The following is a 16266-nucleotide window of genomic DNA, read 5'->3' as shown; positions in this document are numbered from 1 at the left end:
TGTAGTATTTCACAGAAATAACGCAGGAGAGAGGTGGAGAAGAATGAAGGAAAATTCAAAAGCAGCTATTATTGAAGCCGCAGTCTATTTATTTAATCATAAAGGTTTTAGCGGTACATCCATTCGTGATATTGCCAATAAAGCTCATACGAATGTAGCAAACATCTCTTATTATTTCGGAAACAAGAATGGATTGTTGGAATATTGTTTTATTGATTATTATGAGGCTTATTTAAGCGGAATTGAAAAGGGCTACTCACTTTTAGATAAAGGAGCAGCTCAGAGCTTAAAAGCAATTGTTGAAAATATTATGGTATTCCAATATGAAAATATTCAATTAACGAGGCTTATAATTAGAGAAATGTCGATTGATTCTCAAATCGTACGAGAAATTATGTCAACATATTTAACAAAAGAAAGATTCTATTTAAGCAAAGTGTTTGAAAAGGGATTCAAAAGTAAAGAGTTCCGTATTAACACTACCAATTATTTAATCCTGCAACTGAAAAGTCTGTTAACGATGCCTTTTTTGAATAGCCATTATGTAACAGAAGTACTCCATCTTCTCCCGCATGAGAAATATTTTGCTGATAAATATATACGAGAAACTCATTCTTGGATTGATCGTGTAGTTTGCAGTTCAAATCAACCGAGGAAACTAAAAGCGAATTTATTGAAAATTTTATAAATTTATTAACGGTTCAATCTCGTTCCAGCCTTGACCGAGAGCCTTTACTTGATGGGCATCTGATCCGTAGACAAGAGGAATGCCATGCGATACCGCTTGCTTTGCAATTGAACTTGGCGGATAGGATTCCCGGCATAATGGTTTTATTGTCCCAGCGCCATTGTAATCCAGGGAGTAACCCTTTCTCTTAATAGCCGTTAGAATTGCATCCATTTCCTCATGATATTCCCGTACAGGGGGATATTTTTTTTGGAATTTCTTCACTAAGGTAATATGCCCCATCCTTTTTGGCTTGTATATCCCCAAATCGGATTCAATCGCTAATAATAACGTACTAAAATAGCCTCTATATACTTGGTCAATAGAACCGTAGCGCTCTATCATTTCACCAAATACATCGGGACTGTAATCAAGGCAATCATATGTATTATGATGCTTCAAAAAATGGACAGAGAGTATTGCCTCATCAAGCTGTGGACCAAAATGATTCAGGAAGCTTTTTGTTTCTTCTTCATAGCCTTCAATAAAATCAACTTCCAGCCCACAGTTAATTTTGATATGTGCTTGATGTTTCAGCTTTAATTCCTCGATTTCAGAAAAATACTTATCAAGTTGCGAAAAGGGCATTGCACTATCACTAGTAGGTGAAGGGTCGGAAAAGCTTGTTGGCAGAGGTGCATGCTCAGTAAATGTGATCTCGTGGAAACCGAGGGAGACTGCTTTCTTGACATACGCCGCCAAAGAATCCTTTGAACCATGAGGGCAGTATGGGGTATGAATATGGCCATCCTTTTTCAATATGATCCACCTTCCGATTCATTAATATAAGAAAGAATGCTTGTAAAACGAAAGAACTATATTTGTTGAATTTTATAGTAGGATATGAGATAAAGGAGGTTCATATCACCATTCAACGGAGTTTCACCAATTATTTCAATAAAATATGAAAATAATAGTCAAAAATTGTCGTTTACATGGTATCATAAAAGCATTGAAATGAACATGATTATAATTTATATGATATAGATTACATATACTGGCTCGGTTCAGAACAGGGGGCTTTACAGATGGAATTTGTGATTGGCGGAATCGTCATTGTTATATGCATTTATTTTACAGGATATTTTTTTAAGAAAAAATATTATAAAGAAGTGGACAGGCTTGAAACTTGGAAGATGGATATAATGAATCGCCCTGTTTTGAATGAGTTGTCTAAAGTGAAACAATTAAATATGACCGGACAAACGGAGGAGCTGTTTGAAACTTGGCGCAGCGGATGGGATGAAATTGTGACAGCTCAACTTCCTGGTGTGGAAGGCTCTTTATTTGATGCGGAGGAATACATAGATAAATATCGATTCAAAAAAGCAAAAGAAGTTCTCGTTTCCCTAGATGCCAATCTCAATAAAGTCGAAGAAAAGATTGAGGAAATATTAGCAGAATTAAACGAGCTTATCGGCAGTGAAGAAAAAAACAGATTAGAAATGGAAGCTTTGAATGAGGAATTCAAGAACTATAAGAAACGTCTCCTTACCCAGCGTCATACATTTGGCAAACCAGGAGATCTTATAGAATATCAGCTGGAAGAAGTATCTAATCTTTTCGAAACCTTCGAAGATAAGACATCAGAAGGTAATTATTTAGAAGCGCGTGAAATTGTTTTTTCCATAAAAAGCATGCTGGATGATATTCAAGTGAAATTAGAACAAATACCAAGTCTTCTCGTTGAATGTCAATCAAAAGTTCCTGCACAAATAGTTGAGTTAAAAGATGGATATAAAGATATGCTTGCAGAAGGATATATTCTGGACCATATTCAAGTCGAGCAAGATACAGAGCAAATGGAAACAGAGCTTGTGAAGCTATTGGAGTATGTTCACCAAACGAAGATTGAAGAAGTAACTGGCGGGTTGGATGAAGTAAAAGCGAGGCTTGATTCTCTATATGACCTCCTTGAGAAGGAAGTGCATGCCAGACATTTCATTCAACAAGAAGAGCCAGCTGCAAAAGACCTCCTCTTTTCAAGCAGTGAAAAGCATGTTCAGCTAAAAGAAGAGATGACCCTTGTTTGTGAAAGCTATCATGTACCTGATAAGGATTTAGAGGGTCAAGGGAAATTAGAAAAGACATTGACCACACTCATAAAAAAATACGACCTGCTTGAACATAAAATAAACAGCCAAAATATTGCTCATACCGTAATTAAAGAAGAGTTGACGGAAATTAAGCTTGAGCTCGAGTATATTAAAGAAGAGCAGGACGCCTTTACTGAAAAGCTTCATGCTCTAAGAAAAGATGAAATTATTGCTCGAGACAAAGTAAATGAACTGAAAAAGAAAATAAGTGAAATGATAAGAATTGTTTCTAAAAGCAATGTTCCTGGTCTGCCACAAGAGTATAAATATTCCTTGCAGGATGCGAATGAAAGTATTAAAAATGTTGTTGATCGGTTAGCAGAAAAGCCGCTCAATATTCAAACGGTTCATCAATATTTAGAGATTGCTGTGATGACAGTCGAGAAAACCGTCACTTATACAGATGAAATGGTAGAGACCATTTTATTAACGGAAAAAGTGATTCAATACGGTAATCGATACAGAAGTGCGTACCCATCCATTGCAGAAGGGTTGAATAAGGCTGAGGATTCATTTCGTAATTATGAATATAAAGCTGCTCTTGAACAAGCAGCTGCAACAATTGAGGAAATAGAGCCTGGTGCTTTAAAGAAAATCGAAGACCTAATAAACGAATGATAAAAAGGATTCGCCTGAGGAATTACCAGGCGAATCCTTTTTTGTTTAGCTGAGGCAGCTGAATGAAAAAACGGCCATGAAGTTTTTCTTGACCTTCATGGCAGTTCGTTATACTAACATTATTTCTGGTTCTAGTAATGCTAGTATATCTATTAGTTTTGATCTGAAGCCAACTCTTTGTTAGAGCCGAGTGTAATAGTAAGGATATAGCCAATAATTGCTCCAACAATCGCTGGTACAAGCCAGCCGATACCTTGTGCAAATAAAGGTAAGAATGATAATGAATTATTTAAAGCAGCAATCTTGATGCCTGCTGTATTTAAACCGTCTACGATGCTGATAAGACCCGTCGGAATTAGCGCACAAATGTAGACAAGAGAAGATCCTTTAAACAAGTTGTCCATCAATGAAAGGACGATGAGCACTATCGCAAGCGGATAGATAAATGTTAATACAGGGATTGAGAAATTAATGAGTTGAGTTAACCCAATATTTGCTATTCCTGCACTGAATAATGAGAAAATTATAACGTAGTTTTTATATGAAACTTTAGGCATAATCTCATGGAAATAGCTTGCACATGATGAAATTAATCCCACGGCTGTAGTTAAACATGCAAAAATGATTGCAAATCCAAGGATATATGCACCGGCTGATCCGAATAGGAACTGGGCAGCACCAGAAAGGATTGCGCCTCCATTAGCTTGTGCACCAATTGCTTCGGGAGCTGTAGAGCCAATATAAGCTAGAGAAACATAAATAATTGCTAGAGCTGCAGCTGCGATTAAACCAGCATACACACACATTTTAGTAATGGCTTTCTTGCTTGTTACACCTAAACCTTTAATAGATCCAATAATAATAATACCGAATACAAGTGCTGCAATGGTATCCATTGTTAAATAACCTTCAATGAAGCCTTTAAAGAAAGCGCCATCTGCATATGGACCTACTGGAGCTTGAGGAGTACCCATTGGAGTAATGAAAGCTTTAATTACAATAACAGCAAGGACAATTAATAATATTGGAGTCAATATATTGCCTATCATATCTACTAGCTTTGTTGGATTCATCGCTAGCCACGCTGAAATCACAAAGAAGGCAATTGAAAAGGCAAGCAATGGCCACGGTGTGCTGGAAGCGGTTTCAGATAAGAACGGAATAACCCCAATCTCAAATGAAACTGTTGCTGTACGTGGAATTGCGAATAATGGTCCGATTACAAGATACATTACTACTGTAAAGATAATCCCGTAAACAGGGTGGACGCGGTTTGCCATTGTTTGTACATTACCCGCTTTTGCGATGGCAATGATCGCTACTAATGGTAAACCAACCCCTGTGATAAGAAAGCCGATGATAGCTATCCAAACTTCGCTACCCGCTTCTTGTCCCAGAAATGGTGGGAAGATCATATTGCCTGCACCGAAGAATAAGGCAAAAAGCATTAATCCTATGGAAAGGATATGCTTTGTTGAAAGTGTGTTATTATTCATACAATTTACCCCCTAGGTCTCTAATTACAAGTCACTATGTTTTGAACATTTACCATACTAACATGGTTTTTGCAAAAAGTGTCGAATAAAATTAAAGTCGTAATTTTGGGTATATTAAAATAACGGTAGCAAGCTTTGAGAATACGCTAACGGGGTAGTTTTTTATACTCATTTTATTTCATTATAAAACACAAACCCAAAATTACCAAGAGAAATCTGTATTAATACAATAGATTTTTTTTGCAAGTGTATGGTAATAAGAAACTATATTAAAATAATATAGTGACTCATATGATACATTAAATAACATTTCTTTCTGAAGAATTTTTATGCTATGATTAAAAATTGCATAAAGGTTGGTTGAAAGGAGCAGACGATGATTTATTTTGACAATAGTGCAACAACAAAACCATATAAAGAAGCAATCGATTCATTTGTTAAGGTTTCTACCTCCTATTTTGGCAACCCATCGTCCTTGCATGGATTTGGTGAAAAGGCTGAGCGGCTCCTTAAGCAAGCACGGGAACAAATGGCAAATCTATTAGGTGTAAAAAGTAATGAAATATATTTCACCTCAGGTGGTACTGAGGCAAATAATATGGCCATCAAGGGAACCGCTCTCATGCATCGAAGTAGAGGGCGCCATATTATTACGACAAAAATCGAACATCCTTCTGTTAAAGAAACGATGGATCAATTACAAGAAGCTGGCTTTGAGATTTCGTATCTCCCTGTCGACGCTGCTGGAATTATCGATATTTCAATATTAGAAAAAGAAATTAGAGATGATACCATTCTTGTTTCCGTCATGCACGTTAATAATGAGACTGGTTCGATTCAGCCAATTGAACAAATCGGTCATCTATTGAAGTATTACCCTAAAATTCTTTTTCATGTTGACCATGTTCAAGGTATTGGTAAAGTTCCATTAGATTTTTATAAAAGTCATATTGATTTTTGTTCTATTTCCGGCCATAAATTTCATGGATTAAAAGGAACTGGTGCTTTATTTATTCATGAAGGAGTAGACATTGCTCCTCTTCTCTCAGGTGGGAATCAAGAGAAGAAAAAAAGAAGTGGAACTGAAAATACAGCTGGGATCGTTGCGATGGCAAAAGCATTGAGACTGACTATGTCTGAAATGAACAACAAGCTTGAGCAACTAATGAAAATAAAAACTTATCTGCTAAATGAACTATCTGTAATAGAAGAAGTAATGATTCACACCCCGGAGCATAAATCAGCTCCTCATATTATCAACTTTTCATTGAAAGGTTTTAAAGCAGAGGTATTTGTCCATGCATTAGAAGAACTGGATATTTATATATCTACCACTAGTGCGTGTTCCTCAAAACACTCCTCTGCCAGTGAGACACTCATGGCGATGGGCGTGACAGAAATGACTGCAAAGAGTGCGGTAAGGGTAAGTTTATCTTATGAAAACACAATAGATGAAGCGCGCTACTTCATTGAATCAGTGAAAAAGACAATCGCTCAGTTAAGGAAGGTAATGAAAGCATGATCACATATGACAGAATTTTAATTCGTTACGGAGAAATTTCTACAAAAGGAAGAAACCGCAATTTGTTTGTTGATAAATTAAGAAGAAGTATTAAAAGAGTTTTGCATGATTTTCCAAATATAAAGATTGAAGCGCAAAGAGACCGAATGTTTATTCTATTAAATGGTGAAAATAGTGAGGAAATAGTTGAATGTTTACAGGGTATTTTCGGAATTCAATCCTATAGTCCAGCGATTAAGGTAGGAAAAGATATAGATGAAATGAAAGAAGCGGCTCTGGCACTCTTTAGAAAGGTTTATCGTGAAGGAAATACCTTTAAAATCACAGCTAAAAGAGCTGATAAGGACTTTTCATTGGATACAGGAGAAATTAATCAAACTTTTGGATCACATATTCTTGTTAATATCCCGGATTTAAAAGTTGATGTGAAAAAGCCAGATATCAATATTGTAGTTGAAGTAAGAAAAGAGGCATGTTATTTATCTTGTGAAAATTATAAAGGCGCAGGTGGTCTTCCAGCAGGATCCAGTGGGAAAGCCATGCTAATGCTATCTGGCGGAATAGATAGTCCTGTAGCAGGATATTTATCAATGAAGCGCGGTATTGAAATAGAAGCTGTGCATTTTTACAGCCCGCCATTTACTAGTGAACGCTCTAAACAGAAAGTAATCGACCTCGCAAAAAAGTTATCAAGAATAAGTGGAGGCGTTGCCCTGCACATCGTTCCTTTTACAGAAATTCAGCAGCTCATTCAAAAACAAGTTCCAGATAATTATACAATGACTTCTACAAGAAGAATGATGATGAGAATAACGGATGAGATTAGAAAGAAATATGATGGTTTAGCGATTGTAACGGGAGAAAGTTTAGGTCAAGTGGCAAGTCAAACAATGGAAAGCATGTATGCAATCAATGACGTTATTAGTACACCGGTATTGAGGCCATTAATTACAATGGATAAAGGGGATATTATCGATATTGCGCATGAAATTGATACCCATGATATCTCAATTAGACCATTCGAGGATTGTTGTACAGTGTTTGTTCCCTCTTCACCTAAAACAAAACCAAAATTAGAAAAGGTTCAGCATTTTGAAAGCTTTACTGATTTTGAGCCTTATATCGCAGAAGCCGTTGAGAAAACCGAAAAACTTATAATCAAACCCAATACATTAATCGATGAGGAAATCGAGAATTTATTCTAAATTCCGATAAAAGAATAAAAGAAAGAATTACCAATAAAAATTTGTATACGGCCATGTGATTCTACACATTCTATACTCACAAGGAGGTGAAAATCACATGGCAAACAACAGTTCAAACCAACTAGTTGTACCTGGTGTACAACAAGCTCTTGATCAAATGAAATATGAAATCGCTACTGAATTTGGTGTAAACCTTGGTGGAGAAACTACTTCTCGCGCTAACGGATCAGTAGGTGGAGAAATCACTAAACGCTTAGTTCAAATGGCTGAGCAACAATTAGGTGGTTACCAAAAATAATTATTTATAAATATAAATAATATGGCTACAAGGAGCAGGACATTACGTCCTGCTCTTTATTTGTGTTTTGAGGCAGTCAATGAACGGGCTTTCTTAAAGGATAAGAAAGTATAAATTTTTCAATAAAAAAATGTCCAGCACAAGCGCCCTATCTCCTATCAAACTTCAGGTCTCCCTGTGATAAGTCAACATCGGTTCGCTCTAGCTCATTTATCAAAGAACAAGCCCCTCTGTGTTCTATGGGCCAGAGGATGCGGGTCATTTAGATTGCCAGAGGACGTGGCTCACTTAGTCAGCGATCATCGATAAAGCGAGGCGATTGCGCTTTTCTTATTGTATAGCTGATTAAATATTTTAATTGTTAAAATAATTTAGTATAATAAAATTAATCACATAATTTTGTCGATATACAATCATTTCTAAAAGGGGAGATTTTACATGAAACGTGAAGACTTATTAGCACCTGAGCAATATAACCTCGTCTCAGAAGTGGAGCAGTTTGCAAAAGATAAAGATAGATATGCAATTAAGTGGGAAGATGAGCAAGGAGATAAGAAAGAAATTACATATAATCATTTAATGAAAAATGCCAATAAAATTGGAAACGTTTTCGCAGAAAATGGATTGGAAAAAGGGGATGTTGTCCTCGTTATTGTTCCGCGTCTGATTGAGGCTTATCAAACCTATCTCGCTGCATTAAAGTCTGGATTAGTGGTTATTCCAAGCTCAGAAATGCTACGTGTAAAAGATCTTCAGTATCGAATCAATCATGGTGACGTAAAGGCAATTGTGAGCTATCACCCATATGCTGAAGAGTTTTCCTCAATCAAAGAAGCTGAAAATCTCCCTAAGTTTGTTATTGGTGGAAAAGCAGATGGATGGATTCATTTAGATGAAACAATGGAGTCAGCTTCTGATCAGCTAGAATTGGCAAATACCTTTAGAGACGATATGGCTTTCCTTTCTTATACATCAGGAACAACAGGCAATCCAAAAGGAGTCGTTCATACACATGGTTGGGCATTTGCTCATTTACGCACTGCAGCTCCTCATTGGCTCTGTATTGAAGAAGGAGATACAGTTTGGGCAACTGCTGGACCTGGCTGGCAAAAATGGATTTGGAGCCCCTTCCTATCTGTATTAGGATCAGGAGGAACCGGCTTTGTTTATAATGGTAAATTCGAGCCGAGAAAATATTTGCAATTATTAGATACATATCATGTAAATGTACTTTGCTGTACGCCTACTGAATATCGCTTAATGGCTAAGGTGGATGACATCTCAAGCTATAAGCTGCCGCACCTTCATAGTGCGGTGTCAGCAGGTGAGCCATTGAATCGTGAGGTCATTGACATATTCCAAAAGCATTTCAACTTAAAAGTGAGAGATGGCTACGGGCAAACGGAAAATACTCTGCTTGTTGGTGTGACCAAAGATATGGAATTAAGATCAGGGTCAATGGGGAAACCAACACCAGGGAATAGAGTGGAGATCATTAATGAGGAAGGGCTGCCTTGTGCGGTAGGCGAGGTTGGCGACATCGCTGTTCATGTGGAGACACCAGCCCTATTTAGAAACTATTACAAGGATCCTGAAAGAACGGCAATGCAGTTTAGAGGTGATTATTATATCACTGGAGATAAGGCAAAGATGGATGACGAAGGATATTTTTGGTTTGAAGGACGCGGGGATGACATTATTATTAGTTCTGGGTATACGATCGGGCCGTTTGAAGTAGAAGATGCGCTTGTTAAACATCCTTCTGTTAAAGAATGTGCCGTGGTTGGCAGCCCGGATGAAGTGCGTGGCCTTATTGTAAAAGCTTTTATTGTATTAAAAGATAATGTGGATCAAAATGATCCAAGGTTAATTCCATCGCTACAGGAGCATGTTAAGGAGCTTACAGCACCATATAAGTATCCACGGAGCATTGAATTTGTGGAGGACCTGCCTAAAACAACTTCAGGAAAAATCATGCGTAAAGAATTGCGAAAGAAAGAAGCATCAGCTTCGAAATAAGGTATGGAATAGACAGACGGGATACTCCGTCTGTCTTATTTTTTTGTTATTTTTACTATATAGGGAGATATACAACTTTCTGATATACTGAAGTAAAAAGCGATAAAGGAGTAATACATAATGGGAACGCTTTGGTATGGGGGAAATATTTATACGCTTCAGCAAGAAAATGACAGAGTAGAGGCAATTTTCACCCGAGGTGATACGATTATTGCACTCGGTAAAGAGAAAGAGCTTAGAGAACGATATGATAACGAACTTGATAGCGTGGTTGATTTGCAAGGATCTACCCTGCTCCCCGGATTTGTTGACAGTCATATGCATTTAATTGGCCATGGAGAAAAGCTTATTCGACTGGATTTATCGATGTATCATTCAAAGTCAAGCGCCCTCTCGGCATTAAAAGAATACGCACAAGGTTTTTCTCCAGGAGAATGGATTATCGGAGAGGGATGGAACGATAATTTATGGGATGAACCAATGCCCATTCTAGCACATGAAATAGATGAAGTGGTTCCGGACCATCCTGTGATATTAAAAAGGATCTGTCGTCATGCCATTGCTGCTAACACCCAAGCCTTGGAATTAGCAGCAATAGATAGGCAAACCATCTGTCCTCCAGGAGGAGTGATAGAAAAGGATGAAAAAGGAAACCCGAACGGACTTTTGAAGGATCAGGCGCAGGAAATTTTATTAAATGTCGTACCAGCAGTATCTTCTGCTTATATGGAAAAAGCGATGCGAGCTGCGATTGCAGATGCCCATAAACTAGGATTAACAGGCGGTCATACGGAAGACCTTAATTACTATGGTGGATTCGATCAAACCTACCAAGCCTTTCAGAATGTAGTCGAGAAAGAGGGCTATAAATTTCGGGCCCATTTACTCGTTCATCATGAAGTTGTCGAAGACATGATCCATAGCAATAACCACTATTTAAGTGGAGGTAATTGGATTGAATTCGGTGCAATGAAGCTATTTGCTGATGGGGCATTGGGAGGAAGAACAGCGTTGCTAAGTCATACTTATGCAGATGATCCTTCTGTTTCTGGCGTGGCCATTTTTACTCAGGAACAATTAGATGAATTAATATTAAAAGCAAGAAAATATCATATGCCTGTTGCGATTCATGTGATAGGTGATCTTGCATTTGAAATGGCCCTTCATGCGATCGAAAAGCACCCATTAACAGATATTGGAAGAGACAGGCTCATACATGCACAAATTCTGAGAAAGGAACTCATTGAAAGGGCAAAGAGGTTACCGCTTATCCTGGATATCCAACCTCGATTTGTCGCTTCAGATTTCCCGTGGGTAATTGATCGCATTGGGGAAGAAAGAATGAATTACTGTTATGCTTGGAAAACCCTGCTGGACGAGGGAATCCCATGTGCTGGCGGTTCGGATGCACCGATCGAGCCGCTTAATCCGCTGCTTGGAATTCATGCAGCGGTAACGAGGACAAATATAAATGATTCTGACAAGACGATTTATTATAAAAGCCAGTCATTATCTGTATATGAAGCAGTCTCGTTATTCACTAAAGGCAGTGCATTTGCTGCTTGCCATGAGCATGACAGAGGCATGATACAGGAAGGCTTTGCTGTAGATTTTACGATATTGAAAGAAGATATCTTCATGATGGCACATGATCACATACCTCTTATATCTGTTGATAAAACAGTCATCGGTGGAGAGGTAGTCTTTGGATAACTCGTCGTTTGCTTGAATGGAATTAAAAAAAGATTGCAGACTCCTTGCTTATAGGATTATAATAACAATATTTCGAAAATAGAAAGAATCGAGGATTATCGTTATGAGCAAAGAGGTTAAAACAGGTGCGTTTTATGCAGGCTTCTCGTATATTTTATGGGGAGTGCTTCCAATATATTGGAAGTTGTTGAATGACGTAAGTGCTGGGGAAACACTTGCTAACAGAGTGGTGTGGAGCTTCGCCTTTATGCTCATTTTATTGGTGCTCATGAGAAAATGGGGCGCGTTTATTCAGACGTTCAAAGGTTTATTCTCCAATAAGAAGCAATTGATGGGTCTGTTTCTTGCTTCCATTTTAATCAGCGGAAACTGGTATATCTTTATTTGGGCCGTGAATTCGGATAGAATTATTGAAACGAGCTTAGGTTATTATATCAACCCCTTGATCAGTGTACTACTAGGGATGCTCGTTTTTAAAGAGAAACTATCGGCCTCGCAGCTGGTATCGTTTATATTGGCAACTGTTGGTGTACTTATTCTCACTATTTCTTATGGCGAATTTCCTTGGGTTTCTATTTTACTTGCTCTTACCTTCGGACTATATGGATTAGCAAAAAAAATGGTGAAAGTCGATTCAGAGATTGGCCTTACTTTAGAAACGCTCGTTATTACACCGATCGCATTCATTTTTATCGTCAATCTCTTCATCAACGACAATCATTCTCTATTTAATGGAGAGATGCAAACAGATCTATTGATGATGGGTGCAGGGGTAGCAACAGCGATACCGTTGCTTTTCTTTGCAAGAGGAGTGCAAAGAATCCCGCTCTCTATGGTAGGGTTTTTGCAATATATTGCGCCAACGATCATGTTAATATTAGGAGTATTTGTATACGGTGAATATTTTTCAAAGGTTCATTTGCTTTCATTTATCTTCATTTGGATTTCACTTACACTTTACTCGATGTCTAAAACAAAGCTCATAATCCATTTGGAATCAAAATGGAAAAAAGGGAATGAAATAGGGCTCTAATTATGCAAAAAACCACCAGATGTTTTCAAACATCTGGTGGTTTTTTATGTCATTGTTCGTTTCATTCATTAATCAAGTGGATGGCAGTGGATCGGCACTTTTAGGAAGAGCATTATAAGAAAGACCGTTTTACTTTTTCCCAAAAAGAGTTATCTTTGAGCTTCACTGTTTTAATTTGCCTGTCACTTAATTGGATGTCAATTTTCTCCACATGCTGAATGCTCAAGGCCTCATTATCCATTCCCATTGTTGGATGATCATTTCCATCTTGGACAATTTTTAAGGTAAGCTTCCTTGCCCCGCCTAAAATGAAGGATGAGCCCAATGTGCGATATTTATTATTATTTAAAGAGGCCAGTTCGCTTACCTGCAGGCATGGGAGCGTTGGATCAACAACGGACCCGTTTACTGATTTATTATAAGCAGTGCTTCCTGTTGGCGTTGCAACAATCATTCCATCTCCTCTAAAAGTTTCAAAGTGGAGATCATCAATATAAACATCCATAACGAGGGTTTTAATGATTGCCGAACGTATGGAAAATTCATTTAAGCAATAGAAGGAAGTCACCCCATCGATTGTCACCTTGATTGTGGGATATTTTCTCACTTCCAGATTGTCATTTAGTGCTGCTTCTCGCATTTTATCTGTATCTTCCAGTTGGAAATCACAATAAAGACTTAAAGGGCCTGATGTAGAAATGCCGGCATAAAGACAGTCCTCTCTAAATCCAGTTTTCCGGACAGCTTGCAGGAAGGCACCGTCTTCACCAATACTGGCAATAATATTTGCAGCTTCATCATCATTTGTAACTGCAAAGCCATTATTCTCGGCTAAGTTTTTTAATGATTGGACAATATTTAAGGTTTCAATATCTTGTTTATGGTGAAAATACAAATTACGTCGTTGATTCATGTTATGTTCCTCCTTTAATAATAATTATATGACCTCGAGGCTACTGGACAAAACGACAAATGGAAGTGTTTTGCCCTGGAACTGCATACTTAAGACTTCGAGTTCTTAGCCACTATCGCTAGATTCATTCATATTCACGAAAAAGATAAATAAAATGGAAAGTAGGGCCAATAAATTTCTAAATAATTGATATTTTGCTATCATAAGGATGATTGACATTAGTCTACCTGTTTTTGGAACTTTTTAAAAGTTTAACCGTATGTAGTAATACAAAGGAGGAGTTCAACTATGACAGCAAAGCGTTGGGCAGCATTAGGCATTGCGGGAGTGATTTTATTTATTTCCGTTGTTTTCAACTTTCTCACAGCATTTGCTTTTAGGGATGTAGAGAATACGTTTTCAGATTTACTAGCTTTAGGAGATGCGAATTTTGTAGAGGAGACAATTGAAGAGGGAGACGCGATGAAGAAAATCGCTGTTCTCAATGTGAGTGGAGCGATTCAAGATACAGGTGATTCAAGTTCTGTATTTGCGACTTCTACCTACAATCATAGTAGTTTTATGAAAAGCCTTAATCATGTAAAGGATGACAATACAGTTAAAGCCATTATTTTAAGAGTAAATACCCCAGGTGGCGGCGTAGTGGAAAGCGCAGAAATACATGACAAGATTGTTCAAATTCAAGAAGAGAAAGAAAAACCAGTATACATATCTATGGGATCAATGGCAGCATCTGGCGGATACTATATCTCTGCTCCTGCAGATAAAATTTTTGCAAGTGCCGATACAATGACAGGTTCCCTTGGTGTCATAATGCAAGGAATTAATATTTCAGGTCTCGCTGAAAAATATGGTGTTGATTTTAATACGATCAAAAGCGGTGAATATAAAGATATTATGAGCCAAACGAGAGAAATGACTGAAGGGGAACATAAGATTTTACAGGATATGATTAACAATGCATATGACGGGTTTGTAGATGTCATTGCAAAAGGCCGTGATATGTCCCCAGAACAAGTTAAAAAGGTTGCTGATGGCAGAATCTATGATGGAAGACAAGCGAAAGAATTGAATCTGATTGATGATTTTGGCTATCTTGAGGATGTGATCACACAATTAAAAGAAGATAGCGGGTTGGAGGATGCACAAGTCATTAAGTATACAGAAAACGCTGGCTTCGGATCCCTGCTAAGTATGGGTGCAAACAAAATCATGGGCAATGATGTTGAAATGGCAGGAATTATGAAATTATTATCTCAGCCAAATTCACCGCGTCTCATGTATTTATATGCTGAATAGGGGGTGCGAATAATGAACATAAATGACCATGAAAATTCACAGTCATCAGATATTACTTTAGAGAAAACAGAGACAGTTTCTAATGAGAATGAGCTTCGTTCCGAACAAGTGCCTAGTACTCCTATTATTTCACATCGTTTTGCAGGATTTTGGATGCGTGTTTGGGCCTATCTCTTAGATATTGTTGTCATTGGCAGCATTGATAGAATTATTATTAATCCAATATTCAGGGCGTTAGATATTCCCCTCCATGAAATGAGTCCGTTTGCACCAATCACGATTGCTACTGCTCTCACGTTCTATTTGTATTTTGTCTTAATGACTAAGTTCTTAGGGCAAACAATTGGAAAAATGGCTTTTGGCTTGAAAGTCATTGACTTAAAGGGAGAGAAATTATCCTGGAGTACAGTTATTTTCCGAGAGTGGATTGGGCGATTTATTTCCGGCTCAATTATGGTTTTTTATATCGTTACCGCCTTTCATCCGAAAAAACAAGGAATTCATGACCTGTTTGCAGATACGACGGTTATTCATGAAAGATAAAAATGATTTAAACCTGTTAGCTTAGTCTAGCAGGTTTATTTTTTTATTTTTATGAGAATACTAAACCGTTGAAAGGCTGTGAGAAAAAATGAAGTGGCTGCTCTTTATTTTATTCATTTTAATCATATTATTCATCATAATCATTTGTACAAAACTTAAAATCACACTTCACTACTTCCACCAAGGGAAAACTCATCAGCTGCATATTCAATTTAGAATTTGGCGGTTTATAAAATACAAAGTAGAGATTCCTTTGGTAGAACTTAATCAGGATAAGCTTGCCTTAAAAATAACTGAGAAAACGTCCGCATCTGGGGGCGGGATGTCTGAAGAGAAGATGGAAGAATTCACAGCAAAGGATTTGCTTAATAGTCTTTACAACACGAGAGAGCTGCTCTCACATGTTGCTTCCTTTTATCATATTGCAAGGCATTTTATGAGTAAAATAACCATTCAGCAATTAAGGTGGCATACTGTGTTTGGCGTAGGAGATGCAGCGATTACGGGGATGTTAACCGGTGCTTTTTGGGCTGTAAAGGGCAGTTTTCTTGGAATCATCAGTCATTATATGAGGCTGAAAACAGCTCCCCAACTATCGGTTTCACCACAATTTCAATTTGCCGTTTCACATACATCATTTTTATGTATTTTTCATTTTCGTATCGGGCATGCTATGTTAGCAGGAATTAAACTGATTAAATTTTGGAAGAACGGAAAGGCCCACTTTAAATCAGCGTCCTTACCCGTTTTATCTGATGATAAGTCAAAAACATACTAGATGAGG

14 protein-coding genes are annotated in these 16266 nt (G+C 37.6%); 11 read left to right on the top strand and 3 right to left on the bottom strand.

Translation table 11 applies throughout. The features are described from left to right. Nucleotides 1–43: 43 nt before the first annotated feature. On the top strand, nucleotides 44–688 hold the full coding sequence (gene refZ, locus J2S17_RS19410; RefSeq protein WP_307477431.1) for a forespore capture DNA-binding protein RefZ: 645 nt from the start codon (nucleotides 44–46) through the stop codon (nucleotides 686–688). Here the strand turns inward: refZ and hisJ are convergent. Beyond that, nucleotides 683–1486: a histidinol-phosphatase HisJ gene (hisJ, locus tag J2S17_RS19405; RefSeq protein ID WP_307477430.1), complete on the bottom strand. Its 804-nt coding sequence runs from the start codon at nucleotides 1484–1486 to the stop codon at nucleotides 683–685. The genes refZ and hisJ overlap by 6 nt on opposite strands. 269 nt (nucleotides 1487–1755) lie before the next feature. On the opposite strand from hisJ, the gene ezrA reads away from it, so the two are divergent. Then, the gene (gene ezrA, locus J2S17_RS19400) at nucleotides 1756–3441 is read left to right on the top strand and encodes a septation ring formation regulator EzrA (protein WP_307477429.1); all 1686 of its coding nucleotides are present in this window, start codon (nucleotides 1756–1758) and stop codon (nucleotides 3439–3441) included. Between the two features lie 152 nt (nucleotides 3442–3593). On the opposite strand, the gene brnQ is transcribed toward ezrA, so the two are convergent. After that, nucleotides 3594–4937 (bottom strand): branched-chain amino acid transport system II carrier protein, encoded by a 1344-nt coding sequence (gene brnQ / locus J2S17_RS19395; protein WP_307477428.1) that lies wholly within the window; start codon nucleotides 4935–4937, stop codon nucleotides 3594–3596. 376 nt (nucleotides 4938–5313) lie between these two features. On the opposite strand from brnQ, the gene J2S17_RS19390 reads away from it, so the two are divergent. The 6 genes from J2S17_RS19390 to rarD all read left to right on the top strand — a co-directional run bounded on the left by J2S17_RS19390 (nucleotide 5314) and on the right by rarD (nucleotide 12727). Then, complete coding sequence (locus J2S17_RS19390; RefSeq protein WP_307477427.1) at nucleotides 5314–6459, top strand: cysteine desulfurase family protein; 1146 nt, start codon at nucleotides 5314–5316, stop codon at nucleotides 6457–6459. Next, complete coding sequence (gene thiI / locus J2S17_RS19385; protein ID WP_307477480.1) at nucleotides 6459–7664, top strand: tRNA uracil 4-sulfurtransferase ThiI; 1206 nt, start codon at nucleotides 6459–6461, stop codon at nucleotides 7662–7664. Before J2S17_RS19390 ends, thiI begins: the two co-directional genes overlap by 1 nt. 97 nt (nucleotides 7665–7761) lie before the next feature. Then, on the top strand, nucleotides 7762–7962 hold the full coding sequence (locus J2S17_RS19380; RefSeq protein WP_307477426.1) for an alpha/beta-type small acid-soluble spore protein: 201 nt from the start codon (nucleotides 7762–7764) through the stop codon (nucleotides 7960–7962). Nucleotides 7963–8400: 438 nt separating this feature from the next. Continuing rightward, on the top strand, nucleotides 8401–9981 hold the full coding sequence (gene mbcS / locus J2S17_RS19375; RefSeq protein ID WP_307477425.1) for an acyl-CoA synthetase MbcS: 1581 nt from the start codon (nucleotides 8401–8403) through the stop codon (nucleotides 9979–9981). Between the two features lie 120 nt (nucleotides 9982–10101). Then, complete coding sequence (locus J2S17_RS19370) at nucleotides 10102–11694, top strand: amidohydrolase (protein WP_307477424.1); 1593 nt, start codon at nucleotides 10102–10104, stop codon at nucleotides 11692–11694. Between the two features lie 103 nt (nucleotides 11695–11797). Then, complete coding sequence (gene rarD / locus J2S17_RS19365; RefSeq protein ID WP_307477423.1) at nucleotides 11798–12727, top strand: EamA family transporter RarD; 930 nt, start codon at nucleotides 11798–11800, stop codon at nucleotides 12725–12727. Nucleotides 12728–12839: 112 nt separating this feature from the next. Here the strand turns inward: rarD and J2S17_RS19360 are convergent, their stop codons facing one another. Continuing rightward, nucleotides 12840–13640: an NAD kinase gene (locus J2S17_RS19360; RefSeq protein ID WP_307477422.1), complete on the bottom strand. Its 801-nt coding sequence runs from the start codon at nucleotides 13638–13640 to the stop codon at nucleotides 12840–12842. Between the two features lie 288 nt (nucleotides 13641–13928). On the opposite strand from J2S17_RS19360, the gene sppA reads away from it, so the two are divergent. The 3 genes from sppA to J2S17_RS19345 all read left to right on the top strand — a co-directional run bounded on the left by sppA (nucleotide 13929) and on the right by J2S17_RS19345 (nucleotide 16260). Next, nucleotides 13929–14939 (top strand): signal peptide peptidase SppA, encoded by a 1011-nt coding sequence (gene sppA, locus J2S17_RS19355; RefSeq protein ID WP_307477421.1) that lies wholly within the window; start codon nucleotides 13929–13931, stop codon nucleotides 14937–14939. A 12-nt stretch (nucleotides 14940–14951) separates the two neighbouring features. Continuing rightward, nucleotides 14952–15482 (top strand): RDD family protein, encoded by a 531-nt coding sequence (locus tag J2S17_RS19350; protein WP_307477420.1) that lies wholly within the window; start codon nucleotides 14952–14954, stop codon nucleotides 15480–15482. A gap of 88 nt (nucleotides 15483–15570) precedes the next feature. Beyond that, a complete protein-coding gene (locus J2S17_RS19345; protein ID WP_307477419.1) occupies nucleotides 15571–16260 on the top strand; it encodes a DUF2953 domain-containing protein in 690 nt (229 codons plus the stop codon). The last annotated feature ends 6 nt before the right edge of the window (nucleotides 16261–16266 follow it).

It is taken from the genome of Cytobacillus purgationiresistens, from assembly GCF_030813235.1.
Lineage (GTDB): Bacteria > Bacillota > Bacilli > Bacillales > Cytobacillaceae > Cytobacillus > Cytobacillus purgationiresistens.
This window is presented reverse-complemented; position numbering and strand designations above follow the sequence as displayed.

Bases quoted from the DNA above. Each gene is read 5' to 3' on its own strand.
- refZ (WP_307477431.1), top strand. From the start codon at position 44: ATGAAGGAAAATTCAAAAGCAGCTATTATTGAAGCCGCAGTCTATTTA.
- ezrA (WP_307477429.1), top strand. From the start codon at position 1,756: ATGGAATTTGTGATTGGCGGAATCGTCATTGTTATATGCATTTATTTT.
- brnQ (WP_307477428.1), bottom strand. From the start codon at position 4,937: ATGAATAATAACACACTTTCAACAAAGCATATCCTTTCCATAGGATTA.
- J2S17_RS19390 (WP_307477427.1), top strand. From the start codon at position 5,314: ATGATTTATTTTGACAATAGTGCAACAACAAAACCATATAAAGAAGCA.
- J2S17_RS19380 (WP_307477426.1), top strand. From the start codon at position 7,762: ATGGCAAACAACAGTTCAAACCAACTAGTTGTACCTGGTGTACAACAA.
- mbcS (WP_307477425.1), top strand. From the start codon at position 8,401: ATGAAACGTGAAGACTTATTAGCACCTGAGCAATATAACCTCGTCTCA.
- J2S17_RS19370 (WP_307477424.1), top strand. From the start codon at position 10,102: ATGGGAACGCTTTGGTATGGGGGAAATATTTATACGCTTCAGCAAGAA.
- rarD (WP_307477423.1), top strand. From the start codon at position 11,798: ATGAGCAAAGAGGTTAAAACAGGTGCGTTTTATGCAGGCTTCTCGTAT.
- J2S17_RS19360 (WP_307477422.1), bottom strand. From the start codon at position 13,640: ATGAATCAACGACGTAATTTGTATTTTCACCATAAACAAGATATTGAA.
- sppA (WP_307477421.1), top strand. From the start codon at position 13,929: ATGACAGCAAAGCGTTGGGCAGCATTAGGCATTGCGGGAGTGATTTTA.
- J2S17_RS19350 (WP_307477420.1), top strand. From the start codon at position 14,952: ATGAACATAAATGACCATGAAAATTCACAGTCATCAGATATTACTTTA.
- J2S17_RS19345 (WP_307477419.1), top strand. From the start codon at position 15,571: ATGAAGTGGCTGCTCTTTATTTTATTCATTTTAATCATATTATTCATC.